General features: G+C 41.2%; 25 protein-coding genes and 4 pseudogenes. 8 read left to right on the forward strand and 21 right to left on the reverse strand.

The features are described from left to right. The first annotated feature begins 12 nt into the window (after positions 1 to 12). Together QFZ77_RS30990 and QFZ77_RS30995 are read left to right on the forward strand one after the other, a co-directional pair. A complete protein-coding gene (locus QFZ77_RS30990) occupies positions 13 to 963 on the forward strand; it encodes a ring-cleaving dioxygenase (protein ID WP_047685668.1) in 951 nt (316 codons plus the stop codon). After that, positions 960 to 1,568, forward strand: coding sequence for an alpha/beta hydrolase (locus QFZ77_RS30995; protein ID WP_307445800.1), 609 nt, complete (start codon positions 960 to 962; stop codon positions 1,566 to 1,568). Before QFZ77_RS30990 ends, QFZ77_RS30995 begins: the two co-directional genes overlap by 4 nt. Positions 1,569 to 1,899: 331 nt before the next feature. Here QFZ77_RS30995 and QFZ77_RS31000 read toward each other — a convergent pair whose 3' ends face one another. The 3 genes and pseudogenes from QFZ77_RS31000 to QFZ77_RS31010 form a co-directional block, all read right to left on the reverse strand. After that, a complete protein-coding gene (locus QFZ77_RS31000) occupies positions 1,900 to 2,823 on the reverse strand; it encodes a LysR family transcriptional regulator (RefSeq protein WP_307445802.1) in 924 nt (307 codons plus the stop codon). A gap of 216 nt (positions 2,824 to 3,039) precedes the next feature. Next, complete coding sequence (locus QFZ77_RS31005) at positions 3,040 to 3,312, reverse strand: hypothetical protein (protein ID WP_307445804.1); 273 nt, start codon at positions 3,310 to 3,312, stop codon at positions 3,040 to 3,042. Continuing rightward, positions 3,299 to 3,583 (reverse strand): annotated as a pseudogene (locus tag QFZ77_RS31010) (fibronectin type III-like domain-contianing protein); the annotation flags it as partial. The pseudogene QFZ77_RS31010 and the gene QFZ77_RS31005, both read right to left, overlap by 14 nt. A gap of 154 nt (positions 3,584 to 3,737) precedes the next feature. Here QFZ77_RS31010 and QFZ77_RS31015 point away from each other — a divergent pair. Beyond that, positions 3,738 to 4,013 (forward strand): annotated as a pseudogene (locus tag QFZ77_RS31015) (IS5/IS1182 family transposase); the annotation flags it as partial. 158 nt (positions 4,014 to 4,171) lie between these two features. On the opposite strand, the gene rbsB reads toward QFZ77_RS31015, so the two are convergent. The 9 genes from rbsB to QFZ77_RS31060 form a co-directional block, all read right to left on the reverse strand. Continuing rightward, positions 4,172 to 5,125 (reverse strand): ribose ABC transporter substrate-binding protein RbsB, encoded by a 954-nt coding sequence (gene rbsB / locus QFZ77_RS31020; RefSeq protein ID WP_307445806.1) that lies wholly within the window; start codon positions 5,123 to 5,125, stop codon positions 4,172 to 4,174. Between the two features lie 23 nt (positions 5,126 to 5,148). Further along, positions 5,149 to 6,105 (reverse strand): ABC transporter permease subunit, encoded by a 957-nt coding sequence (locus QFZ77_RS31025; RefSeq protein ID WP_307445808.1) that lies wholly within the window; start codon positions 6,103 to 6,105, stop codon positions 5,149 to 5,151. Further along, on the reverse strand, positions 6,095 to 7,603 hold the full coding sequence (locus tag QFZ77_RS31030) for a sugar ABC transporter ATP-binding protein (protein ID WP_307445812.1): 1,509 nt from the start codon (positions 7,601 to 7,603) through the stop codon (positions 6,095 to 6,097). Before QFZ77_RS31030 ends, QFZ77_RS31025 begins: the two co-directional genes overlap by 11 nt. A gap of 14 nt (positions 7,604 to 7,617) precedes the next feature. Beyond that, on the reverse strand, positions 7,618 to 8,013 hold the full coding sequence (gene rbsD / locus QFZ77_RS31035) for a D-ribose pyranase (RefSeq protein ID WP_056839153.1): 396 nt from the start codon (positions 8,011 to 8,013) through the stop codon (positions 7,618 to 7,620). Beyond that, on the reverse strand, positions 8,010 to 8,675 hold the full coding sequence (locus tag QFZ77_RS31040; RefSeq protein ID WP_307445815.1) for a ribokinase: 666 nt from the start codon (positions 8,673 to 8,675) through the stop codon (positions 8,010 to 8,012). Before QFZ77_RS31040 ends, rbsD begins: the two co-directional genes overlap by 4 nt. Next, on the reverse strand, positions 8,626 to 8,943 hold the full coding sequence (locus QFZ77_RS31045) for a PfkB family carbohydrate kinase (RefSeq protein ID WP_307445817.1): 318 nt from the start codon (positions 8,941 to 8,943) through the stop codon (positions 8,626 to 8,628). The genes QFZ77_RS31040 and QFZ77_RS31045 overlap by 50 nt, the downstream gene beginning before the upstream one ends. Position 8,944: 1 nt before the next feature. Continuing rightward, a complete protein-coding gene (locus QFZ77_RS31050) occupies positions 8,945 to 9,943 on the reverse strand; it encodes a LacI family DNA-binding transcriptional regulator (RefSeq protein ID WP_307445819.1) in 999 nt (332 codons plus the stop codon). A 283-nt stretch (positions 9,944 to 10,226) separates the two neighbouring features. Next, positions 10,227 to 10,703 carry an extracellular solute-binding protein gene (locus QFZ77_RS31055; RefSeq protein ID WP_307445821.1) on the reverse strand — a complete coding sequence of 159 codons (477 nt, stop codon included), beginning with the start codon at positions 10,701 to 10,703 and terminating at the stop codon, positions 10,227 to 10,229. Positions 10,704 to 10,807: 104 nt separating this feature from the next. Beyond that, a complete protein-coding gene (locus QFZ77_RS31060; protein ID WP_307445823.1) occupies positions 10,808 to 11,488 on the reverse strand; it encodes an alpha-L-rhamnosidase-related protein in 681 nt (226 codons plus the stop codon). Positions 11,489 to 11,650: 162 nt separating this feature from the next. Here QFZ77_RS31060 and QFZ77_RS31065 point away from each other — a divergent pair, with 162 nt between their 5' ends. Further along, positions 11,651 to 12,040: a helix-turn-helix domain-containing protein gene (locus QFZ77_RS31065; RefSeq protein WP_307445826.1), complete on the forward strand. Its 390-nt coding sequence runs from the start codon at positions 11,651 to 11,653 to the stop codon at positions 12,038 to 12,040. Here the strand turns inward: QFZ77_RS31065 and QFZ77_RS31070 are convergent. The 4 genes from QFZ77_RS31070 to QFZ77_RS31085 all read right to left on the reverse strand — a co-directional run bounded on the left by QFZ77_RS31070 (position 12,006) and on the right by QFZ77_RS31085 (position 15,450). Beyond that, positions 12,006 to 12,374, reverse strand: coding sequence for a carbohydrate ABC transporter permease (locus QFZ77_RS31070; RefSeq protein WP_307445828.1), 369 nt, complete (start codon positions 12,372 to 12,374; stop codon positions 12,006 to 12,008). The genes QFZ77_RS31065 and QFZ77_RS31070 overlap by 35 nt on opposite strands. A 271-nt stretch (positions 12,375 to 12,645) precedes the next feature. After that, positions 12,646 to 13,326, reverse strand: coding sequence for a DUF4405 domain-containing protein (locus QFZ77_RS31075; protein WP_307445830.1), 681 nt, complete (start codon positions 13,324 to 13,326; stop codon positions 12,646 to 12,648). Between the two features lie 25 nt (positions 13,327 to 13,351). Continuing rightward, positions 13,352 to 14,032, reverse strand: a complete 681-nt coding sequence (locus QFZ77_RS31080; protein ID WP_307445833.1) for a cytochrome P460 family protein — start codon at positions 14,030 to 14,032, stop codon at positions 13,352 to 13,354. A gap of 479 nt (positions 14,033 to 14,511) precedes the next feature. After that, a complete protein-coding gene (locus tag QFZ77_RS31085; protein ID WP_307445835.1) occupies positions 14,512 to 15,450 on the reverse strand; it encodes an AraC family transcriptional regulator in 939 nt (312 codons plus the stop codon). Positions 15,451 to 15,614: 164 nt separating this feature from the next. Here QFZ77_RS31085 and QFZ77_RS31090 point away from each other — a divergent pair. Beyond that, positions 15,615 to 15,845, forward strand: a pseudogene (locus QFZ77_RS31090) (MFS transporter); the annotation flags it as partial. A gap of 64 nt (positions 15,846 to 15,909) precedes the next feature. Continuing rightward, complete coding sequence (locus QFZ77_RS31095) at positions 15,910 to 16,758, forward strand: aldo/keto reductase (protein ID WP_307445837.1); 849 nt, start codon at positions 15,910 to 15,912, stop codon at positions 16,756 to 16,758. 77 nt (positions 16,759 to 16,835) lie between these two features. On the opposite strand, the pseudogene QFZ77_RS31100 reads toward QFZ77_RS31095, so the two are convergent. From QFZ77_RS31100 to QFZ77_RS31110, 3 genes and pseudogenes are all read right to left on the reverse strand, one after another. Continuing rightward, positions 16,836 to 16,925 (reverse strand): annotated as a pseudogene (locus QFZ77_RS31100) (NUDIX hydrolase); the annotation flags it as partial. Between the two features lie 103 nt (positions 16,926 to 17,028). After that, positions 17,029 to 17,238, reverse strand: coding sequence for a hypothetical protein (locus tag QFZ77_RS31105; RefSeq protein ID WP_307445839.1), 210 nt, complete (start codon positions 17,236 to 17,238; stop codon positions 17,029 to 17,031). Positions 17,239 to 17,771: 533 nt separating this feature from the next. Further along, a complete protein-coding gene (locus tag QFZ77_RS31110) occupies positions 17,772 to 18,350 on the reverse strand; it encodes a DJ-1/PfpI family protein (RefSeq protein ID WP_307445841.1) in 579 nt (192 codons plus the stop codon). Positions 18,351 to 18,737: 387 nt separating this feature from the next. Here QFZ77_RS31110 and QFZ77_RS31115 point away from each other — a divergent pair, with 387 nt between their 5' ends. Then, on the forward strand, positions 18,738 to 19,649 hold the full coding sequence (locus tag QFZ77_RS31115) for a LysR family transcriptional regulator (protein WP_307445843.1): 912 nt from the start codon (positions 18,738 to 18,740) through the stop codon (positions 19,647 to 19,649). Between the two features lie 173 nt (positions 19,650 to 19,822). On the opposite strand, the gene QFZ77_RS31120 is transcribed toward QFZ77_RS31115, so the two are convergent. Continuing rightward, the gene (locus QFZ77_RS31120; protein WP_307445845.1) at positions 19,823 to 20,302 is read right to left on the reverse strand and encodes a hypothetical protein; all 480 of its coding nucleotides are present in this window, start codon (positions 20,300 to 20,302) and stop codon (positions 19,823 to 19,825) included. Positions 20,303 to 21,335: 1,033 nt separating this feature from the next. Then, positions 21,336 to 21,473, reverse strand: coding sequence for a hypothetical protein (locus QFZ77_RS31125; RefSeq protein WP_307445847.1), 138 nt, complete (start codon positions 21,471 to 21,473; stop codon positions 21,336 to 21,338). Between the two features lie 488 nt (positions 21,474 to 21,961). Between QFZ77_RS31125 and QFZ77_RS31130 the strand changes: the two genes are divergently transcribed. Continuing rightward, positions 21,962 to 24,316, forward strand: coding sequence for an outer membrane protein assembly factor BamB family protein (locus tag QFZ77_RS31130; RefSeq protein ID WP_307445849.1), 2,355 nt, complete (start codon positions 21,962 to 21,964; stop codon positions 24,314 to 24,316). Positions 24,317 to 24,394 lie beyond the last annotated feature (78 nt).

The following is a 24,394-nucleotide window of genomic DNA, read 5'->3' on the forward strand; positions in this document are numbered from 1 at the left end:
GAGGCATTTTTCATGTCAAAACAGACGACAGGTATCCATCACATAACTGCATTTGCAGGTGATCCTCAAGCAAACGTTGACTTTTACGCCGGAATCCTCGGCCTGCGCTTAGTAAAGAAAACAATTAACTTTGATGCTCCCGATGTATATCACTTATACTTTGGTAATGAAGCAGGGAGCCCAGGCACTATCATCACGTTTTTTCCATCGGCTGGATCACCCAAAGGGAAGATAGGCGGCGGCCAAGTCGGTATTACCACCTATATCGTACCTCAAGGTTCGCTAGACTTCTGGGAAAACCGTCTGATAAATTTTGGAATTACAGTTAAGAGAGTGAGCCGTTTTCAAGAAGATTATCTGCAATTCACGGACAATGAAGGACTGGGCCTTGAATTAGTTGAACGAAATGAGGGACCCAACAGCAAATGGGCATTCAATGGTATACCAGCAGATAAGGCGATTAAAGGGTTCGGAGGAGCTGTGTTGTACAGCGTCAATGCAGAGAGCACTATGGATACGCTGCAAAACATCCTCGGTCTGACTAAAGTCGCAGAAGATGGCGAGTACGCTCGTTTTCAGGCAACCGGAGAAATCGGCAACATCATTGACGTACCTCTTGCTAGCATGGATTGGGGCGAAGGTGGGGCTGGAACGGTTCATCATATTGCTTGGCGTGCAAACAATTTTGATGATCATAAAGAATGGCAAAAGGAAGTAATGCGCAAAGGATTCCGACCAACTCAAATTATTGACCGTCAGTATTTCAATGCCATTTATTTTCGTGAATACGGTGGTATTCTTTTTGAAATTGCTACAGATCCTCCAGGCTTTGCAAAGGATGAGCCTGCTGAATCGTTAGGCGAGAAAATAATGCTGCCAGATTGGTATGAGAAGCATCGTGCTCAAATTGAAGCGAATCTGATACCTATTCAAGTAAGAGAACTGGCGGGGGAACAGTCATGAAACATATATTTGAAAAAGGTACCAGAATGGATGTTCCGACATTAGTTCTTTTTCATGGTACAGGCGGAACCGAACGCAGTTTGCTTACTTTAGCCAAGCGAATTTCTCCGGAATCTTCTGTCCTAAGTCTGAGAGGTAATATATTAGAAAACGGAATGCCGCGTTTCTTTAGACGACTTGCCGAAGGTGTGTTTGATGAGGAGGATTTAATTTTCCGCACAAAGGAAGTCTACGAATTTCTCGATACAGCCGCAGCCGAATATGGATTTGATCGAGGCAATTTAGTGGCTATTGGTTATTCTAACGGAGCCAATATAGCAGGAAGCCTTCTATTCCATTATCAAAATGTATTAAGAGGTGCTATTCTTCATCATCCAATGGTTCCACGAAGAGGCATTAAACTACCGGATTTATCTGATACCCCAATATTTATAGGTGCTGGTACTAATGATCCGATCTGTTCTGCGCAAGAAACCGAAGAGCTTCAAAACCTGCTTCGTGAAGCCGGAGCATCTGTTGATGTACATTGGGAGCATTTTGGACATCAATTGACAACTAGTGAAGTGGATGCAGCCGCGGTTTGGTTTAAGGAAATTTTGTTGTAAATTTGTTTAGAGCATTCGATTTTAATAAAGTCTTATATGTTTTTGAATGGAGCGTTCATACGTTGTCTTCAAAAAGAAAAAGCGCTCCCGGATCGCACCCCTGATATCCCGCTCTGTTGCAATCGTTGTGGGCGTTGCTCGATACATAAACATGGAAACGAGTCTTCGCCTATTTAAAAGCTTTATTTTGGTATGGGTGTAACCCGTCAACGTGAGTCTAGAGCACGTGTCGATTTTAAGCTGTCTGACATACAATTTGTGCAAGCACACCCTCGATAAACTGAACAAACAAATACACATGCCAAGCAAGCTGCTTAATTTTTTTCAAACGTCACTCTATTTTTGGGCTAGTCTCGCCTCGGATAAATTGAATTATGAAATTGAGTCTTGCTTGCATTAGCATTATTTCAATAAAAGTTCGAACCGCAAGTTTTTGAAATGTATTTTTACGATAGCTAAGCTTTATTTCTCTTGTAGGTATAGGATCAGTTACTCGAATAATTTTTACTTTGGGATGGTTATAGCTTTCAACGAGTGGTAAGGATAATAATGCTGCTCCATATCCATGATGCACCATACAAAGAAGGGATGACGATGAAACTGTTACAACCGTTGAGTTTAAGGTCATACCTAATTTCATAGCATAAGAATCAATAATTTCCCGGCACATGGTAGATTGAAAAAACAATAAGGTATCTAATTGTTCTAGCTCGTGAAATGAAATCATCGCTTTTTCTGCCCAGGGATGGTTTTCTGAAACAATAAGTACCTGCTCTTCTTTGGTTAAGTGAATACTATCTATATGCTTGTTTTGTTCCGAACCCGTAGTTATTCCGATATCGATTTTATTTTGCAATAACTGTTCCGAAAAGTCTTCAGTTTCTACAAATTTCAGAGAAATATCTGGATACTGTTCACGAAATTGAGCAAAGTCTGGCATAAGATAGAAAAGATCACCTGGTAATACGCCGATTATAATCTCGCCTCGCTGAATATTTTTTAACTCATAGATTTCTATTCGAGATTCTTCAATAAGTTGCTTCACTGAAAGTCCCTTATCAAGCAGAATTTGCCCTGCCTTCGTAATCTGAATCCCTCTTCCGACTCTATAAAATAAAGGAGTGCAATATTCATCCTCTAACACACGAATTTGTTGACTTAAAGTAGGTTGGGAAACCATCAATACTTCAGCGGCTTTAGTGAAGCTTCCTTCTTTACATATTTGTATAAAATAATCTAGTTGTCTTAATTCCATTTGATACCCCATTTATATGATTATGAAATTACCTGTTAAGTGAAATGAAAGCATGCAAAAAGAACTATAACTTTGGAATGCGTGAACCATTCCCTTAAACTTCAGTACACATCATTCTATAAGTTAGCCTACTATCAATCAATATCAGTTTAACTATGTGACGTATAGGCATTGCTTATGTTTTCCATCTGCTTAGTCCAGTAACGAATGCGGCATTTAAGGATTTCGTAAAGAAAAACTTTCTTTCAACATGATCCCTTGAAACACTGCTTTGGCAATCTCTTCTTTTCTACCCTCGGTACGTTTAAGCGGCCATTCCATATTAGACTGTCCGCCTACTATCCATACTTCTCCTATCAAAATATCATCCAGCACAATCGTGTCTTCACTGCTAGAGATGGTCATTGTAAAAGGCCCGCCAGCTTGTTTAGGAGCAAGCTTAACAAACCATTGCCCCCTACCGCTTCTATCGATATCAACTCTCCGCAAAATTCAACTGAAACCTGAACCTTACCCTAAGCTGTATCCTTAATCTCAAACGTGTAGCTGATTCGTTTATCATTGGAAGACGATCCGACAGTACGGTCATTGCCCCCGCCTCAATTATCCATTTCATATCCACATCCAAAAACGCAAACTGATTCACTTTAATCATGAAATCAACGGTTTTCGTTTGCCCCGCTTCAAGCGCAATTCTCTTAAAGCCGGCCAGTTCCATATTGGGACGCAGCATACTTGAAACTTCATCGGTTACATAAACCTGTACGACTTCCTCACCATCCTCCTAAAGGAATCATTAGTCTGCTACTATAGGGACGAATTCGCTAGTGTGACCTGTCTTTTTTATTTTTTGGATGCTAGCCAGCTGGCCAACGTTTCAATTTCTTGCTTGTTCAGTTTATCTTTGAAACCACATGGCGCCGGAAGAGACAGTAATTGATTCCAGTTCGTTAACTAAGTTTCGTAAACTACGGCTAAAGAACCTGTATTTGTTCGACATGCTGATCAATAAGACCGTTGAAATCGCGATTGAAAAGGGGATTATTCAGAGCAAAGCGATTATGTCGATGCGACCATACGAATGCGCGTTACAATCAGAAATCCCCTCGAGAAATTTTGCAGACCGTTCCCGAAAGCAGAGAAAAGCCATCTACATGGCCAACGAATCCTTGAAAACCAAGTTCGGCGATTCCCTCCCTTTTGTACTTTAATAGGCCAGTCATGATTGGGCAACGCTATTTTAGTGAGGTAAACATGAATTCGAACATAACCTGCCCAAGAGGTAATAAGGCTGCCGCTTGAACCTGCGGCAGCCTCAACACAGCTTTGATGAAACATATACGGATACTTACTTTTTCGTGATCAATTCCAAATCTACCGGAATAAATTTCTCTACTTGTTCCCCTTTAAGCACTTTCAATGCTGTTTTCACAGCTGTATCTCCGATGGATGCCGGTTTTTGAGCTACTGTTGCTGCAAGTTTTCCGTCATTTACGGCTTTAACCGCGTCATCTGTAGCATCGAAACCAACTACTGCAATATTTTTACCAGAGGATTGAATCGCTTGAAGGGCACCTAATGCCATTTCATCATTATGAGCGAATACCGCCTGAATATCTTTATTTCCTTGTAGAATATTTTCCATAACGGAAAGCCCTTTTGCTCGGTCGAAATCAGCAGGTTGAGAAGCAATCACTTTTACGCCAGTTTTTCCGTCAACAGCATCATGGAAACCTTTTCCCCGATCACGTGCTGCCGAAGTTCCTGCAATCCCTTGAAGTTCTACAAGATTACCTTTGTCACCAAGGGTTTTCAAAATAAAGTCGCCTGCCATTTTGCCGCCTTTTACATTATCTGAAGCAATGTGAGTAACGACTGTTCCGCCATTGGCTGCACGGTCAACCGTAATTACAGGAATATTGGCCTTATTTGCAGATTGTACCGCAGTAACAATAGCATCGCTATCTGTCGGATTGATAAGAATTACGCTTACCTTTTTCTGAATTAAATCTTCAATACCGCTTATTTGTTTCGCTGTATCATTTTGAGCATCTACAACGACCAAAGTAGCACCAGCTTCTTTTGCCGCTTTATCCGCACCGTCTTTCAATGTGACAAAGAATGGATTATTTAAAGTGGAAACGGAAAGCCCAATTGTCATTTTGCCTGCAGCTGCTTTGCTATCGGCGGTAGCTGATGGTGCGGCAGTAGCTCCTCCCTCAATTTTAGATTGTGTCGAACAACCAGCCAGTATCAAGAACACCGCTACTACGGCAGATAATACGAGATTCATTTTTTTCATGGTAAACTCCCCTTTGATGTGTTTTATTTTCGAGCTTTTGATCGGTCTAACAATACTGCAATTAAGATGACTACCCCTTTAACCACCTGTTGATAAAAGGATGAAACATTTAATAGGTTAAGACCGTTATCCAATACACCAATAATCATGGCACCAATCAATGTACCGACAATCCAACCTCTTCCCCCAGATAAGCTGGTTCCGCCAAGAACCACAGCTGCAATCGCATCCAACTCAAACGCTCCTCCTGCTGTCGGCTGAGCGGAGTTAAGTCTGGAAGTTAGAATGATACCGCTAATTGCAGCTAATAGACCGCTAATCGAGTAAACCAAGATTTTTACTTTCGATGTGTTAATACCTGAAAGCCAAGTCGCCTCCTCGTTGCTGCCGAGTGCGTAGACACGTCGACCAAAAGTTGTATGTTTTAAAATGATATATAAAACTGCAAAAGCAATGACCATCCATATAATCGGCATTGGAATTTGCAGAAAATACCCCTTCCCTAATAAAGCGAAATCCTCTTTGAAGCCCGTGATTGGCCTTCCCTGCGTATAAACTAAGGTAAGTCCGCGGAATACTGTCATTGTTGCCAGTGTCGCAATAAATGGAGCTACCTTACCTTTCGTGATTAATAAGCCGTTGATCGCCCCCATGACCAAACCGCCAATTAGACCGATTCCTACAGCTAGCCACGTATTCATCCCGCTTGCCATTAAACCAGCCGTAAAAGCACTTGATAAAGCCAGTATGGATCCTACAGAAAGATCGATTCCCCCAGTCAGAATGACGAATGTCATACCGAAGGCAATAAGAGCATTAATCGAAATTTGACGAAGAACGTTAAAAATATTACCAACGGTTAAAAAGTCACCGTTCACTACTGACAAAATGACTACAATTAGAACCAATCCCAATAAAGACCCAAGACTCTGTATCTTACCTATTTTGGGTCTGCTTAAAGCTTTACCGTCAACCTGCATGTCGGTTCCCTCCCCCTGTTGCACTTAACATGATTTTTTCCTGACTTGCATCTTCTTGTGTAAATTCACCGCTTATTTTCCCCTCGTGCATGACGAGTATACGGTCACTCATTCCTAAAACTTCCGGAAGCTCGGAAGAGATCATAAGAATGGCTACACCTTGCGAAACTAGTTCATTCATTAGATCATAGATTTCTTTCTTAGCACCGATATCAACTCCGCGTGTAGGCTCATCCAATATCAATACTTGCGGATTCGTGGCCAACCATTTCCCGATTACCACTTTTTGCTGATTACCTCCGCTTAGAGAGCCGACCTTCTGCTCACTGTTTGGTGTTTTAATCAGCAGTTTTTTTATCATGGAATCCGATAGTTCCCGTTCCTTTGAACGATTCATGAAACCAAATGATGATAATATCTTCAAATTCGGAAGGGCTAGGTTGTCGTTTACTGAGAGGGGAAGGAGCAGTCCCTCATCTTTCCGATCTTCCGTGATTAAGCCAATACCAGCGTGAATGGCATCAATTGGTTTCTTAATTGAGACTGGTTTTCCGTTAATGGAAATCGTTCCACGATCAATAGACGTCACTCCGAACAGTGCTTTCGCCAGTTCTGTTCTTCCAGCACCCATAAGTCCGGCGATGCCTACGATCTCTCCAGCCCTTACAGATAAGGAAATGTCATGGAGCTTCCCTTTTTGAGTCAACCCGTTGACCGTCAGTTTTTCTTCTCCTAGGGTGACTTTTACTTTAGGAAAACGGTCTTTAATTTCCCTGCCAACCATCATTTTGACGAGATGATCCATCGTCGTATTGGCAATGTACTCGGTTCCAATATAATGTCCATCGCGCATCACCGTAACTTGATCGCAAATCCTAAAGATTTCTTCCATCCGATGGGAAATATAAATCATGCCGACACCCTTTTCCTTAAGGGAAGCGATGACCAGGAATAATGCCTCAATTTCACGGTCCGTGAGAGCCGCCGTCGGCTCATCCAAAACAAGAATTTCTGCTTTCATAGATAACGCTTTCGCAATTTCGACCATTTGCTGTTGACCTACAGAAAGCTCATTAACTAACGTACCCGGATCAATATTCAAACCCAATTGAGATAAATAACGATGAGACTCTTGTCTCATCCGTCTCCAGTTAATTAGCTTCGACTTCCCATAAGTGAATTCTCGGCCAAGAAAAATATTTTCCATGACCGTTAAATGGGGAACCATATTTAGCTCCTGATGAATAATAACGATGCCTAAGTTTTGCGCCATGGAAGGTGATGCAATATCGTAAACGTTTCCATTAACAGTAATGGACCCACTATCCTTTGTATAAATTCCACCTAATATTTTCATTAGCGTAGATTTACCAGCCCCATTTTCCCCCATCAACGCATGAACTTCTCCGCGATGCAGGGTAAAATCAACCTGCTCTAGCACCTTAACTCCAGGGAAACTTTTACTGATTCCCTTCATTTCTAACAATTTGGACGTCATTCCAATTCCTCCTTTCAGAAGATAACTCCAGCCTGAAGAATGACATTGGCATATGGAGTAAACTCACCTGTTCGTATGATTGCCTTAGCCTGATGAGTCATTGTCTTCAGTTCTTCATGACTCACCTCGTGCACAGTTACCCCGTTTAAGGAAGTTTCCATTTGCTTCTTTAGCTTTGGAGTTACCTGATCCATTTCACTTGCAATGAAAGCCTGCTCAACTTGCATTTCTAGAAGTACGGTTTCCAAACAATCCATAAAAGAAGGAACACCTTGTTTCAAAGCCAGATCAATTCGCTTTACGTGAGCAGGAATAGGCAACCCGCTATCACAAATGACAATCGTGTCGGTATGCCCAAGTTCACTGATCACCTTGGAAATTTCACTATTTAAAATTCCAATCTTTTTCATGTAGGTTCTCCCTTGGAATTTTTCGCAAACACTTCCACATCCTTCATGCTTGGCATACCAGCTTGAGCACCAAACTTAGTAACGGCTAGTGCTGATACCTTCGCTGCAAATGATACAGATTGTTCCAAGCTGTTTTGCTTGGCAAGCGAAAAAGCTAATCCGGCATTGAATGAATCCCCAGCGCCTGTCGTATCAACAACAGAAACCTTATAACCGGGAACTTTTTGAAGTTTCCCTTTTTCTAAAAAAGCGGATCCATCAGCCCCCAACGTCGTGACAACGTTGTTTGCTCCCCTTTGTATTATGCTTGTCATCGCAGTTTCCAATTCATCACCTTCCGCCTGAATCCCAGTAAGCAAACTCAATTCCGACCGGTTGGGAGTGATGTAATCTACATTCCTCAATAGTTCATCCGGCAAAAACTGAGCGGGAGCCGGATTCAAGACAACAGTCTTCCCAAACGACTTTGCCTTTTTCGCTGCATGAATAACCGTATCTAAAGGAATTTCCAACTGAAGAAGAAGGATGTCCGCATTTTGGATGATTGCATCATATCTATCGATATCGTCTGGCAGCAATTGATAATTAGCACCCGGAACAACCACAATGCTGTTATCCCCATTTGAAATAAAGATGGAAGCTATCCCCCGTTGCAGTGCCATCCACGAGTTTAACCGAGTTTCTACTGATCTTATTATCATCTAAAGCTTTCAGCAGCTCTTGACCAAAACTGTCTGTGCCGACAGCTCCAATCATTGTTGTTTTGGCTCCGAGCCTTGCAGCCGCTACCGCTTGATTTGCACCTTTGCCACCTGGTATGAACCGGGCGTTAGATCCAAGAATCGTTTCTCCCAGTTGTGGGTGTCTATTTGCTTCAATTACGATATCCATGTTTAAGCTTCCGATAACAACGATATGAGGTACCTTCAATTTACCCACTCCTCTTCGTAGATTCTCTTGGAATTAACGTGACATCCAGTTCATAAATTTGATCCTCTTCGATGGTGCCTTCGATCTTCTTAATTAAAATCCTTGAAACCAAAGCTCCCATATCATAGATGGGCTGTGCGATTGTCGTTAATTCAGGTTCTGTAATTTCGGTCATATTTATTCCATCGAATCCACAAACGGCTACTTGTTCAGGAACTTTAATGCCCATTCTATGCAAAGCTTTCAAGGCTCCAACGGCCATCAAATCATTTCCTGCAAATATAGCATCAATATCAGGGTGCCGGCGCATAAGTTCACCTGTAGCTTTTATACCACCGCTAATCCCAAAATCCCCTTGAACCAATAAGCTTGGGCTGAACCAATCAAAAGCTCTTACGGATTCCTCATATCCAATTAATCTCTCTTTGGCAGGGATCAGATCCTGAGGACCATAAATATGCCCGATTTTCTTGCTTCCTAATTCAAGAAGATGCTTTACTGCTAATCTGCCTCCCTCACGATTGTTCGAACGAACAACGCTGCAGGACTTGTTGGTAGGCGCTCGGTCTAAACAAACAAACGGGATGTTAAAAGACGCCAATTTGTCTACATCTTCTTGACCCAATGTATTGGATGCAAAAATAATGCCATCGATATTTTTGCTCTTTAATATGTCAATATAATTTTTTTCTTTACCAATTTGACCGTCAGAATTGCATAAAATGACGGTAAATCCATAAGTAGAAGCAACATCTTCAACCGCCCGGGCTAACTCTGGAAAAAAGGGATTTGAAATGTCGGGTAAGATTAGCGCAAATGTTTGTGTGCTTTTTCCAGCAAGCCCCCTTGCTACAACACTAGGTAAATAATTCAGTTTTTCAATCGCATGTTTTATATTCAGTTCCGTATCTGCGTTTACATATCCACTTTTGTTTAAGTAACGAGAGATAGTGGCAATAGAGACTCCGGCTAACTTGGCTACATCACGAATGGTTGCCATCCTAGTTTCACTTCCAACTTCATATTTATGGTAACGATACCTTATATTCATATTAAAGCCCATAATACCAACGTTTAATCATGTGGTACCGGTTACACACAAAATATATCACAGTTTATTTTCGTCCGCAAGCTAAATATTTTAACTCCCGCAAAAATCGGAAAAGCCGCAATATTACGCGGCTTCAGTTTATGTTTTCACCTTTTAATACCAAAAGGTACACGAAAAATTTATAAAATAAGATCGTGAAATCGTGCCTATAAACAGTAACTATTTCAGATGATCAATAATAGCAGCAATAATCTGCGATAATAAGAACGATGGGAAGTACTATAGCATAAACTGCATAGTAACTAAATAAGTATTTTTGGATCCATTCGATGTTATCTACTATAAAATCGGAGGTGAAATTGTTGATAACATCCGGACCTTCTCCTGCGGCAATCGCAACGTTCACCTTTTGAATGTAACCGGTTAAATCCCCGGGTACCCCCAAGTAGTTAATTGTAATATTCGGATTTTTGGCCATGAAATCTTTTGCGACCCCTTGCCAGAACGTATCTCTCTCCGGCGTTGTAGCTGCCGCCCAAAATGTAATCGTCGATTTCTTGCCTGAATCCTGCCCTGCAGCTGCATTAGTTGGCCCAGCACTGGCGCTGGCGTTTGATCCGGAACCGGAACCGTTGCCCCCGCAAGCTGTCAGTACGATTCCAGAAAGCATGACCGCGGCTATTCCAAGCCCCCACAGTCTTTTCTTCATTTCAATCATCTCTTCATACCCCTTAATTATTTGGCAAATCTGACGAGAAATTTCGTCTTGCCTTTAGTTTAGCGTGGGCACTCAAATTTCGACATAAGTTTTCTTTAACTCTTTGTCTGTGTCAAAGTTGGTTCAATTATAATCTTTCGATACCCTGGTGCTGCCATTCGTATTCCTAATACATAGGTAAGCCACTCTTTTACATGCCCCATCATGGCATGATTTCTTGACCTCACCATCCCTTGCCATAACTCCTCGTAATTCCAGTATTCAGGCAAAGTAGTTAATTTATTATCAACAAAGAACTTATAACTAGGCTGCGTATCATTCATAACCATTTTATACACAATATCGTTCTTCCCATACTTCCCGAGCGAAGCAAACACTTGTTTTAAGCCTACTTCGCCTGACGAAAGGTGATAATCACGGATTTGGACGGCTTCTACAAGTCGATTAACCGCAATCTCATTATTTTCTTCTAAAATGATGCCGCTAAATAGCACACATCCATAGCTTGTTTGACTACCATTACCATAAATGCGGCTTTCCGGTTGGTAGCACTCCGCATGCAGGTGAAATTGCTCCTTTACTTTTTCAGCCTTAGCGGCGAAATTCATTACATCCCCGGAATGCCCTGTCAATGCTGCAATCTTAGCCATCGTGCTCAGTAAGTAATAGTAAGCGCAATTTTCTACCAGTGTTACTGGGGTGTTTTCATGTAACTGCCCCCAGGCGATCAGTTGATCGTCTATAATTGTCTCTTTGATACCCAAATGATAGATCATCTATCTCTCCTACTTCATGATTCTCCAATCAGGGAACATCTCAGTTCTCTTGCGGACGGTACTTCGACCTATTTCTCTATCTTCGATAGCGATAATTCATTTGAAAACATTATAATGAGGCTTTACCGTGAAGTCTCTGCTCCCTGTATGGGTTCTACTACCATGCTTCAAACACTCTTAGCCCAGTTAGTCGTTGCCGTTTACAGACAGAAATTCGGAGAAATAGAAAAGCCGACAACAGAAGCTGCCGACTTTTCTAGAGTACTCCAGTACATTGAGAACCATTTATACGAGCCAATTACGCTTTTAGATTTGGCGTCATTATCACGGTGGAGCAGTCGACATTTGCAGCGCATGTTCATGCGGCATACCGGCCAATCCTTCGGTTCCTATCTGCAAAATTGTCGCGTCCAAAGGAGCTGTTCACTGCTTCGAGACTCCGATTACAAAATCACTGTAATTGCAGAGCAAGTCGGCTACATCGGAAGCTTTATCGTTCATAGATCGATCTTTCGATCTATCCCTTTACTGCGCCACCCACGATGCCTTTAATAAAATGCTTTTGCAAGATCAGAAAAGTAATAATTAACGGTAATGTTCCCAGCAAGATAGCTGCAAAAATCATGTTCCAATTATTATTGTATTGACCCGTGAAGGTGAAAATAGCCATCGGAATCGTACGACTTGTTCTTTCCTGTAAAAAGAGAAGCGGAACTAAAAAGTCATTCCATATCGAAAGACTGTTCGTAATAATAACCGAAGAGGTTACAGGTTTCATCAATGGGAAAATAATATTAAAAAACGTTCCAAAAGGACCACATCCATCAATTAATGCTGCATCTTCCAGTACGTTCGGCATCGCTTTCTTTAACTTAATAAATTTCAACTTCCGCAAATTGCATCCTGTACGTATTGTAGTCACTCGGGTTCAACCATAAATTCGTGCCGGTAACCTTCATATATCTGACTGATTGCAGGGTGAAACTTAAACTTTGAACGTTATACTCTGGTTACGCATCCCCCGTTTTTGATACCACGGTAGTCCAATTTATTGTAATAGAACCAGCGGCAGCCATGGACGAGATAATAAAGTTCTAGACTGCCGCCGTTTTATTGAACTAACGTTCCTTATCTCCGCTTTATCATTGATCTACTTTTTAAGCCTTAGCCTTTTCATGTTTCTGAATATATTTCAAAGTATAATGAGTCCCGCAAATATAGATCCCCATGATAGCTAGGTAATCTATTACAAACCTCAAGGCGGTTTCATCGAAGCCCCAATACCCAAATGGATTATAAATGAGCAACCTAGAACCCATATCTCTTTCAAAGGAAATTTGCACACCATAAACAACAATTAACACCGCCAAGAAACGAAACGCAATTGTGCGTACACGGCTGGTAGTGATGATTCCCGTCATTTTTCTCGCTGCATTAATAATCCTTCCCCACGAGATTCCTATATGAACAGCCATGAGTATAAATCCCCAATAAGCACTCAGAACATGTATCTGCCTTACGGTCATGTCATTATTTATCGGAATAAATGGAAATATGTCACGTGAAATTGGCACGGAACTAATCAGTGCAACAGCGATCGTTAATAGAAATAGCAAATTTACCGCCATGCTAATAATTTGTTGTACCTTGTACTTTCCCCTAAAAATCGTTTTATACCACCGTCGATTCAAGATATTGTGAACCATAAACAATACAAACAAGAAAACACCAACCAGTTCGTGGATCATATTTCCAGTAATATGATAAGCCATCGCTACCAACATGGATACTGTCATAATAAGGTCAATGACCAGCTTAATAAACATATTTGGATTCAAAAGCTTACCTCCATAACTTATTATCTTATGACTTTTTTTCGGATGATAGAGTAGCCATGTAATCTTTTAATGCATTTAACTCCCAATCTTCTAAAGGGATACCTGCAAGCCTCGATTCCGTATTGTTATCCTGCGATCCCATAAAAGTCTCAAGTTTGAAACTCTCCATTTGGTTGGATGTGTACACGAAGTCATCCCGCTCCTGACTTGCATGACAAGAAATGCAGCTCTCGATGTTTCTCTTGGTATTAACTGACTTGTCAGCAGTGAATGCCTGGTATCGCCAATCTCCGTTGCTCTTCTTTGGAGAGTTCTGATCGCCCCACCCAGTGCGCTTTTCCGAAACAAAAATGTCGGATAGTACTCCATCCCTGTATATCTCGAGAGTCAATGCGGTTCCGCTGGGGAACGGTTTGCCTGCTTTCACCGCTTCGATCGTTTCCTTACTCGCGTAAAGCAGCTCTTTGGCATTTCCACGAGTCACAGTCGTATAGAGTACGCCCTTATCGTAGTTCTCAGGGAGTTTAACTTGTTCACTGTCAGTTCCAGGAGGTTCCGCCTGCCGAGTACTGTTTGTCATGTCACTGTCAGTTCCAGACTGTTCAACTTGTCGAGTATTGTTTGCCATGTCGTTATTGTTACTTCCACATGCAGAGAATGTGAAGGCAGTAACTAATCCGAGGGCAAGTAATAATAACTTTTTCAATGTTTTTCCTCCTCCAAAATAAGCAATTACGGCTTCCTCAAAATTCCAAGATGAGCGTCCAGCGTTTTTGACCAGTATGTCCAAAATGATTTAGCGCTTGTTTCATGCGTAACCTTATTATGCAACAATTCAAAAAGGGATCGATATCCCGATTATCTTAAATGATTGCCTATTTCTCTTACATGAACGAACACTCATGAATTTGTGATTTTTATCACTAACTTTCGCAGTTGCATCTTAACCGGCCAAGGATGCCGCTTACCATTTCTTAAATGCTCCACCTATATTTAACTAATAAAAAAAACCAAATAGATTCCCCATCTGACATTGATGAGAGAGTTTCTACTTGGCCTTTTCTAGATATAGCTCGAACTAACTGCTTAAGGATAATCGGAGGAATTTCCGTGCCGTATCAGCAGTGTTACCGAGCGGTGATTTCCAAACCTATAGGCTGATTAAGGTGGATGTCAGAATGCCTCTCACACATTGGATACTTGCTCAGTAATTACCTGTGTCTGATCATATGTTTCCTTCAGACGCTTCATATCAGCTTTGGGAGGAAAACCAAACATGCGAGAATATTCACGGCTAAACTGAGATGCACTTTCGTAGCCTACCCGGTAGGCAACCTCAGAAGCATCCGCCGACTCCGTTAATAATAGGCGCCGAGCTTCTTGCAACCGAAGCTGTTTTTGGAATTGAAGAGGGCTCATAGCAGTGATTTCTTTAAAGTGTCTATGTAACGAAGAAATACTCATATTTGCTATTTCGGCAAGTTCTTCAATCCGTAAGAGACTGTCATAGTTATTCATTATTTGTTCAATAACATCTTTGATTTGATGGGTTGAGCTTCCTTCCATTACAATTTGCTCCAAAATAATCCCATTCTGACCTTGCAGTACCCGATAAAGAATTTCCTTCGTAAACAGTGGAGCAAGCACCGGAATATCTTTTGGATTATCAAGCAAACGAACTAACCTGATAGCCGCATCTAACAAAGATGATTCCATCTGGCTGACAAACATTGCTCGCTTAGGATTTTCTTTCGGATCAACTCGAATTTCAGACTCATGTAAAACCTCTAAGATTTGACTCGGTGTAAATTCAAGTTTGAAACCCAAATATGGAACATCGGGAGTGGCTTCAGTGACTTGGGCGGTAACTGGCAAGTGAACGGATGCAACAAGGTAATCGGCAGGACTGTATGTAAAGCGCTCCTGCGCTAGCCATACCTCCTTCTCCCCTTGAACTACCATACAAAAGGAAGGCTTGTAAACTCCGTGGCTTTGTCCGGCCGCATTCGAGACACGCATGAAAAATAAGGATGGAATAGCAGTTGGGTGAACACCGTCCTTTTCTGAATAGCGTTCAATGATTTTGGCGAGCTCTTTCTGCTGTTTAGTGATTATTTCACACATTTGATTCTCCTTGTTCTATTCTTTATAGTTCGATTATAGTCCATATTCATCTGTTATATAAGTGGTAGTGAGAGGATTAGGCAAACATTTGGCACGAATGGGATAACGGTCGCTTTGTCATCTGGTGAATAATAAGGATGTGAAAAGGAGGAGAATACATGGCAATGAGCAACACCTGGAAAATTTACATGCTGACCCTTATCAGCTTTTTGGTCGGTATGTCACAATTCGTGATCTCAGGCATTTTAGATGAGGTCGCTAATTCCGTCGGCGTATCGTTATCGGCGGCTGGACAGCTTATCACTGTATTCGCGCTTGCCACTGCAATTGGTACCCCTGTAGTCATGGTGACGACAGCGAAGATGGGGCGGCGTAAGCAACTGTTGCTGGCTCTTTATGGGTGTAATGGATAAGATCAAATCGATTTACAAATAATTTTAAAAAACTGGAGGATTTTATATGCAAAAAGTAATTTTGAACAATGGTGTTGAGATGCCTATACTCGGTTTTGGTGTTTTTCAGATTGCAGATCAAAATGAATGTGAACAAAGCGTTTATGACGCTATTATGGCAGGCTATCGGCTGATTGATACCGCTGCTTCTTATCAAAATGAAGAAGCAGTTGGCAGAGCGATCAAACGGAGTGGCGTGGCAAGAGAGGAATTATTTATCACTACGAAACTTTGGGTTCAGGATGCTGGTTATGAGCGCACAAAAAAAGCATTTGAAAAATCAATGGAAAGACTGCAATTGGATTATTTGGATTTGTATTTAATTCATCAGCCATTTGGCGATGTGCATGGCTCTTGGCGCGCTATGGAGGAATTGTATCGTGAAGGGAAGGTCCGTGCAATTGGCGTTAGTAACTTCCAGGCGGATCGTCTGATCGATTTGATTATTCATAATGAAGTAGTTCCTGCCGTAAACCAGGTTGAAACGCACCCTTTCAACCAGCAAATCGAAAGTGCAAAATTCATGAAAGAGAACAACGTTCAGATCCAATCCTGGGCGCCTTTTGCTGAAGGAAAAAATAACTTGTTCCAGAATGAGGTATTGGTATCCATAGCTGAAAAGGTTAATAAATCCGTTGCTCAGGTGGTTTTACGTTGGTTGACACAAAGAGAAGTCGTTGTGATTCCAAAGTCTGTTCGTAAAGAAAGAATTATCGAAAACTTCAATATCTTTGATTTTGAATTAAGACATGAGGATATGGAGTCGATTACTACGTTAGATACGAAACAAAGCCTGTTCTTTTCACATCGCGATCCTGAAATGGTGAAATGGATCGGTACCCGTAAACTTATATAGCAGTAGGAAAACTGCATAAAATTATTACATTTTTTATGTTCCTCGATATAGCCCAATTCATGAATAATTTCAGCTTCATAACCTGTTTCTTCCTTGATTTCACGTAAAAATGCAACATCAGTATTTTCGCCTTCATCTATCCCTCCACCAGGTAACTTGAATTGAATATTTCTGCCCTATAACGAAATAGGGCCGCCAAATTATCGGCAGCCCTACGTTATTGAACTAGGTTTACAATTATGACCCATACGACATTCCCGAAACTCTTTCTTATCTTTTTCTATTAATTCTTTCCAGCGACCTATAATACTCATCTGAATCATTTTGTTTAGATCCTTCGATAAAGTTAAGTATTTTTAAAAAAGCTATACCTGCAAATATTAAAATAAATGGAAGCATATAAAGTGAAAAGCCAAAGACGATTGTATAAGCAATGATTAAAACCACTATCAAAAATATTAGCCAAAACCACTTTTTCATAGGATTACCCCAATCTTGTAATAACTTCAACAACTTTCTAATTTCGTAATTTGATGTTGAATACAATGGTTTCATTAAGTTATATCGCTATCCTATAATACCATATTTAGGAATAAATCAGTGTAAAATTTATCAAGAATATACATATATCTTCACATCACATAACTGCCCGTCCCTCAATCGTTGGACTTTCCAGCTTACGTTTTGAATTTCATCTAATTTAACCTGTTGTTGAGAAAGGTTTTCAATTACGCATAACAATACAAGTTCTTGGCATCATTCGGCAAACGATATATGTTCTTGTCATTGGCTTTTGACAAGAACATATATCGTTAAAACAAAAAAAGCCGCAACTACACGACTTTTAAGCTTATATGTTCTTGTCACCCGAAAGTTGGACAAGAATATATATCCTTAAAAGACAAGAACATATATCCATACCCCTTATAAACCCCTTATATCCATACCCAACCGCAATTTATAAATAGAATAACCGCCGATTGGCGGTTATTCTTAAAACCTTAATTTCATAATTACAAAGCAATCTCAAGCCCCTGGCCGACAGGCTGAACCGTCTCCAGAACACGCTGGGTCATTTCATTCCCCATCAAAGAATCAATCACCCAAGCGGACAATTCTTGTCCGGCCAAACACCCGGCAGCCGTGCTGATGTTACCGTTATTTACAAAGCTCTCGTTAACGACCTCTACGCCAAACGCGGCTAACTGTCCGGCCGCAGTCGGATAAGTGGTAGCCCGCTTTCCTGTCAAATAACCCAAAGCTCCCAAGAGCAAAGCACCCGAACACATGGATCCGATCAATTGCCGATCCGGAGAAAGTTGAAATCGGCTTAGATAAGCCGGGTCCTTGAACAAGGGTTGCACCCCTCTTCCGCTTGCGAACAGGACGGCATCCAATGTATTCGCCTCCTCAACCATCCCATGCATGGGGATTCTTAATCCCGCCATAGACACATGCGAAGATGCGGTCCCCAGCAGCTTTACTTCCCAATCGGCGATACCACCGACCAATCGCACTCTATTCAACAAATCCCAAGGCAGGAACACATCAAGATCCGTAAATTCATCAAAGCAAATGATAGCTATTTTCATTTGTAAACAGCCCCTCTCACCTTTTTTTTGGGAAACGATACCAAATCCCTAGTATAGCGCATCTTTACGAGTTTACAATTCCCAATTTTTTTCTTTTTTTATAACAAAATTTCTATATAATTATCAGATGCTTCAAAACACTAAGGAAAACGGAGATTTTTTAAATGCTTACTGTTTTAAAAGAAAAGAAAAAACCTATGAACTACGCGACTTTTAAAATTTTCTCATGATTGCCGGCTTCATCTATTAACCTCCATTCCCAAGAAAATCAAACTGTGCTTTTGTTGATGATTACTTTACTACAGTTAAATTGATAAGAAAAAGACATATATGTTATTGTAGCAATATGATTTACTTATATCTTGAAAATTAGGTGATCTCGGAAATATGGAGTTTAGACAATTAGCTTACTTCGTTGAAGTCGCGAGATTGAACAATTTAACACGAGCGGCTGAACGGCTGAAAGTCGCCCAACCGGCGCTCTCGCAGCAAATCAGAAACCTGGAACGAGAACTTGGTGTAAGGCTGTTTAACCGCTCTGCCCGCGGTGTAGCGCTTACTGAGGTAGGAAAGATATTTTTTATTGGTGCAGAAAAAACATTAGCTGAGGCGGAACGGGCCAAAGATTCCGCCAAAGGATTCAACAACCAGCTAAGAGGGAAGGTAACTGTAGGTGCGCTAGAATCCGTAGTGCAAACCAGACTACCGCGAATGCTGGCAACCTTCGGGATTGAGTATCCGGGGATTAAAGTATTTATAAGGGAGAATACAACCAGATCGCTTCTTGAGGCACTTAAGAAGGGCGAATTGGATCTCGCTATTGCACATGAATGGGATGATAAATATTTTCCACAGTTGGAAGATTCAAATCCTCCGTCTGGAATTTGTGCGAAATCGCTGTATAATGACGAGTTAGTTCTTGCCGTTGCTAAGGGTCATCCATTGGAGAAACATAAAGCGGTTTCTATCCGGGAATTAAGGGAAGAATCGTTTGTATCTTTTAAAGAGGGATCGAGGTTACGTTCACTTGTATATGCGGCGTGCATCAGAGAGGGTTTTGAGCCAATCATTACCTACGAATGCGCTTCTCCGCGGATACTGGTGGCAGAAGGCCTCGGGATTTCGATACTCCCTAGGCTGATGGCAGAGACGCCAGGGCCATCTATTTCGATTATCCCACTGGATCTTCCTCTATCTCGTTCGGTGGCCATCTTTTCCTTCGAGGGACGTTATCTCTCGCCGGCAGCCGATATTTTTATGCGTTATGCAGAAAAGTATCTAGGTACGGGTATTCCATGAGGGGATAGACTCACACTCTCATCAACACTCCCGCACTTTCCCCAACAAATTTTTTATGGTAGGGTTCACCTTAACGGTCATAACGGCGAAAAAGCTACCTCGGCAGCTCCCTTTTTAGTTGCTATACTTATTACGCTATTGTTTCCGTTAGTTTAATACTCAATATACATGCTTTATGAAACTTTGATTTTAAGAGGCTGTGATTCGATTTCAAATTCATAGTATTTATCAACATGTTTAATTCTGAATTTTGCCTTTGAAACGACATCATAGTTTCCTGCTTGTAATATGAATTCATTATTTTTTGGATTAACATGCCCTTCTCCATCGTAACTATATTTCGCATCTGGCTTCAAAGACATCATTAATCCGATGTCATTAACGACTCGTAGCTTTACATCTTGCAGAGCAGGTTCACCATTATGATAAACAACATAAGTGAACATATCTGCACCATGTTCTACTTCCCATGAACTGTCGGAATTATTAACCAAAGTACCTTTTACAATAAAAAGTTCATCCGCTTGTAAATCTTTAGGTGCATCAACATTAATACTGAAAATCTTAGCATTTGGTATCGTCTCTATATCATTTTGACATCCAACAAGTGTAATTATTATGACTAATAAACTTACTAAAACATAACGTTTCATAAACATAACCTCCTTCTCATGAATATATAAACGAAATCATATTTAGAAAGTTGCTACCGTCCCATTTTCTTTTTTCACTATCCTGCTCGTTACTTCAATAGAAAAGAGGAGCTGCCACATAGCAAACTCCTCCACTATCGGTAACAATAGGTAAGCGTTTGATGCTATCTCCAGCTTTTCCCCTGTCCCACACGGAGCGTGCTAGTTTCCCAGCACTCCGCGTTCCCTCTAACTGAATTTACTAGATCATAAGTTCCTCGTTACTCAAGGATATGGACCGTTAAGTCATCCCAGTAGCTTGCACTGTGGCATCCATTGATGTCCCCACGTTCCTACCTGATCGGTGCAATTCACGCTTGGAAAACAATCTTTCTTTTCAGTTAGACTTGGGGCTGTTCCTCCACTCCCATTACAGGAGATTCATCAGTCGTGCCCCTACCCTCACAAGGATTATTGTATTTCGGCATGCGCCTTATAACAAATGTTTTGGGTAACAGCCCTTGTTGCAACGTCCCTTGCTTTCCAAGTCCCTTACATCCTAGCTATTCTTTCTGGACTTAGGTGCTTCCTCTAAGCCTGTGAGACCAATGCCGCCATTGTTCGGCATAGCGTATTTCATAGAAAAAATTTTTACTTTACGCCGCCCACCCCATCGTTTGATGGTACATATGTTTCCCTATGCTCTAACTTTAGACCTGTACATTCGGAAGTTCGTCAGTTCAGTCTGTTTGAACATTCTCACCATATCCAGTTTTTCAGCCACGCGGCATATCCGTTAGCATACCTTTTCTATTCGAATGGCTCTAGCCTTCGTTCTGCCGAATCTACCTGTACTTCACACCACATGACCTGTTAGTCATGACGCGCGCAGGAGTATTGGCGGAATGGTTTCGGGATACATGGTTCCGTCATTCCCATCCTCGGTTGTAAAGTTAAGATTACTCATTGTAATCTCCTGCTTTTCACGAAGTTAGTCGCTTATAGCAGAACTTGTCATACTTCTTCGTTAGTGCAACCTTCCTGTTCATTACAATCATTCGATAATAATGACTTCTCCATCCCTCAAAGCTTTAAAAAGAATTTTATTATCGATCATATATTCAACTGCTTTATCCATATCTTCAGATTCTCTATGATCTGACTTATAATGTGGGGCAATTACATAATCCAAAATATTTAATCCTTCCCAAATTGTTTGATATTGTGAATGATTCGCTATCTCTACGGTATCGAAGAAACGAAAACAAGGAAAGAAAAAGAGAACAACCGGAACGCAGTTCAGTCGGTTCTCCCTATCCAAACAAAAAGTGAATTTCATCTGTTTGCAATGTAACGAGCAAGAGGAGATTCCGCTTGATGTAGTAATGGATATGGACCGAATGGATGATCGGAACCCGACAGTTCCGCCACAATTCTCATGTGAACAATGTAATGGGGTCATGTATCCGGAGTATTACAAAGGAGTCCGGGGGTACGAGTACAGAATTACCGATATCCGCCCAACTTAAAAAGGACCTAGCGGTGGCTAGGTTTTTCTCATTGTGGCCTCTTGGAAACATTGTTAGCCTGGAGCATAAATACAAAAACTGTCAACGCACCTTGCTGGGCACATTTACATAAGATGATTAAAGCATAAAAACGGAGGTGTGTTGTTCAAAAATGAATTATAACAATTACTATAGAAATAATTCAATCATTACTTATGGGCAATATGTTCCTGTTACGGCCTACTCCGCAGATCATCCCATATATATTAATGGGGTGGATATAAATGGGGGAAGATATCCTGTTCTATTTTTCCACCCCCAACAAACACAGTATCCAATTCCTTATGTACCGATTACAGATGTTAATAGGGTAGGCGCTACCGGACCCTGGAATGCAAACCAAATAGTGGATCCACAATCCAGTGTGTTTGATCCATTAATGTCCGAAACTTATAAATTAAGACAAAGGGCAACGGAAATAGATGCTCTAACCAATACTGGAATCATAAGGGCCAATGAACTAAATTGGCAAATGCATTTTGGCGACCAGGGAAATACAAAATATTCTGATGCCACAGTGCCAGTGCAATTGACCTTAAGTACCAATCCTTTTACCAATGCTTCTTCCTTGTTTAGTGTGGACCAGAATCAACTGTATTCTGTAGAACGCATTGAGAAAAAAATTCTTTCGGCTACCGATTTGGCGACCAATCAAGAGAAATGGGTTTTTTCAACGGACAATAAGGATGCCTTTCTTGATTTGATCGCAAGAGATGGTGTCGTATACGTTTCCACCATGAATACACTTTATGCCATCCAAGATAACGGTACATCAACACAAACACTTTGGACAGTTAATACACTTGCCAACCGTCTGTTAATAGATCAAACCACATTGTACTATTACACCAGAGATACTGTGCAGGGAATCGCTGCAGTAGATACAAAAACAGGTCAATTGAAATGGAAATACAGCCTAAAAACAAACGAGCAGGTCGAGGGAGTTTTCGCTGCTGGCGGAAACCGGCTCTATGCCAATATACGGAATCCGGTTCAAATCACCTCGAAAATGTATGCATACGATGCAGCTTCAGGTACTGTTCTTTGGGCATTTGATGTGCCTGCTGGCAACCCCATCTATGGTAATCCTGTCTATAAGGATGAGAAGCTTTACATCGAAACGATCACAAATGCAGTAAGAACCATTTGGGTACTTGATGCGCCTACAGGACGGACATTATGGAAGTTTAACCCAACGGGGACCTATGTGGTGCAGCCAATTTCTGTAACGAATGATTCCTTAATTGTCCTTGATGAATCCAATGTCATGGCCATTGATAAAAATACAGGAACACAAAAATGGAAGACTATGTATGCGGATCAGGTCACTCTTGGTGGCTCTCAGACGATTTCTGGGTCAAGGGGAATGCTCGTGGCATCTGACAAAATTATTGTGGAAAATGCAAACAAAATCAAATTTTTCAATACTACAACGGGCCAGCTTATTTCTTCGTCACTTCCACTTTCCACTCCTACTGGCGGCATTGGCGTTCGGCCTATCGGTGTGATTCAAGACACCATTTTTGTAACAGAGTCCAATCAAATTCTTTACACCTATGCAGTGCCAAAGCCAACTCAGCCAGATACAGTAAAGCCGACGGCAACGATTAATTTGCCGGCTGTCAGTCCGCTTGCTGAAGATGGGAAACTTACGATTCCAGTGACAATCAGTGAAGATTCGGATATGAATGCAACGATCGTCGATCAAAGCGGTCTTGTGGTTCAAACCATTGGCGCGGGAAGATTTTTGAAGGGTACGGCCAATTTTTATTGGAATGGAAAAAATAGCCGGGGATTTAACGTAACCAGAGGTAATTATCATCCTGTTATAAAGCTTACAGACCTCGCGGGAAATGTGAATGTGTATGATGCGAGTGAAAAGGTGATTCAGGTGACGGCGGGGTTTGGGTTAACTTTAAAAAATTCCAACTTGCGCACAGCAGCAGATCCATCAAGTACCATCCTAAGAGTGATTCCTTTCGGATCCGAAGTGACCATCACAGGTGAAACAGGTGATTGGTATCAGGTAGAGTATCGGATTGTGAGCTCGGTGCTGAAAGGATATATTGCCAAGACGTTGATCAAAGTTCCATCCAACCAAGAGATTCTAAACATTTCAAGTGCCATAACCAGGACGAATGTCAATGTAAGAACATCAGCCGGAACGCAATACGGCACAAAAATAGTGCTCCCGATGAATACCGCTATCAAGATTATTTCTGCTTTAGGAGACTGGTATTTAATCGAATACCAAAAAGATACCATTTATATCGATCAGGGCTATGTGGCAAAATATCTTGTTACGCTTCCAACCGTATCTACTTTCATTTATACCGTTGTTGCCGGCGATACCCTCTGGAAGATTTCCCAAAAATTTGGTGTCACCGTCGACTCCATCGTCAAAGGCAACAACCTTAATATCAATCAGCCGCTTTATATTGGTCAAAAATTGACGATAGTAAAATAAATCCAATCCGTGGGGACAGTTCTAATGGCACAAAAGCCTACAGAACCGTCCCCATGTCTAATATCTTGAAAGATTATT

The sequence above is a fragment of the Paenibacillus sp. V4I3 genome (assembly GCF_030817215.1).
Taxonomy (GTDB): domain Bacteria; phylum Bacillota; class Bacilli; order Paenibacillales; family NBRC-103111; genus Paenibacillus_E.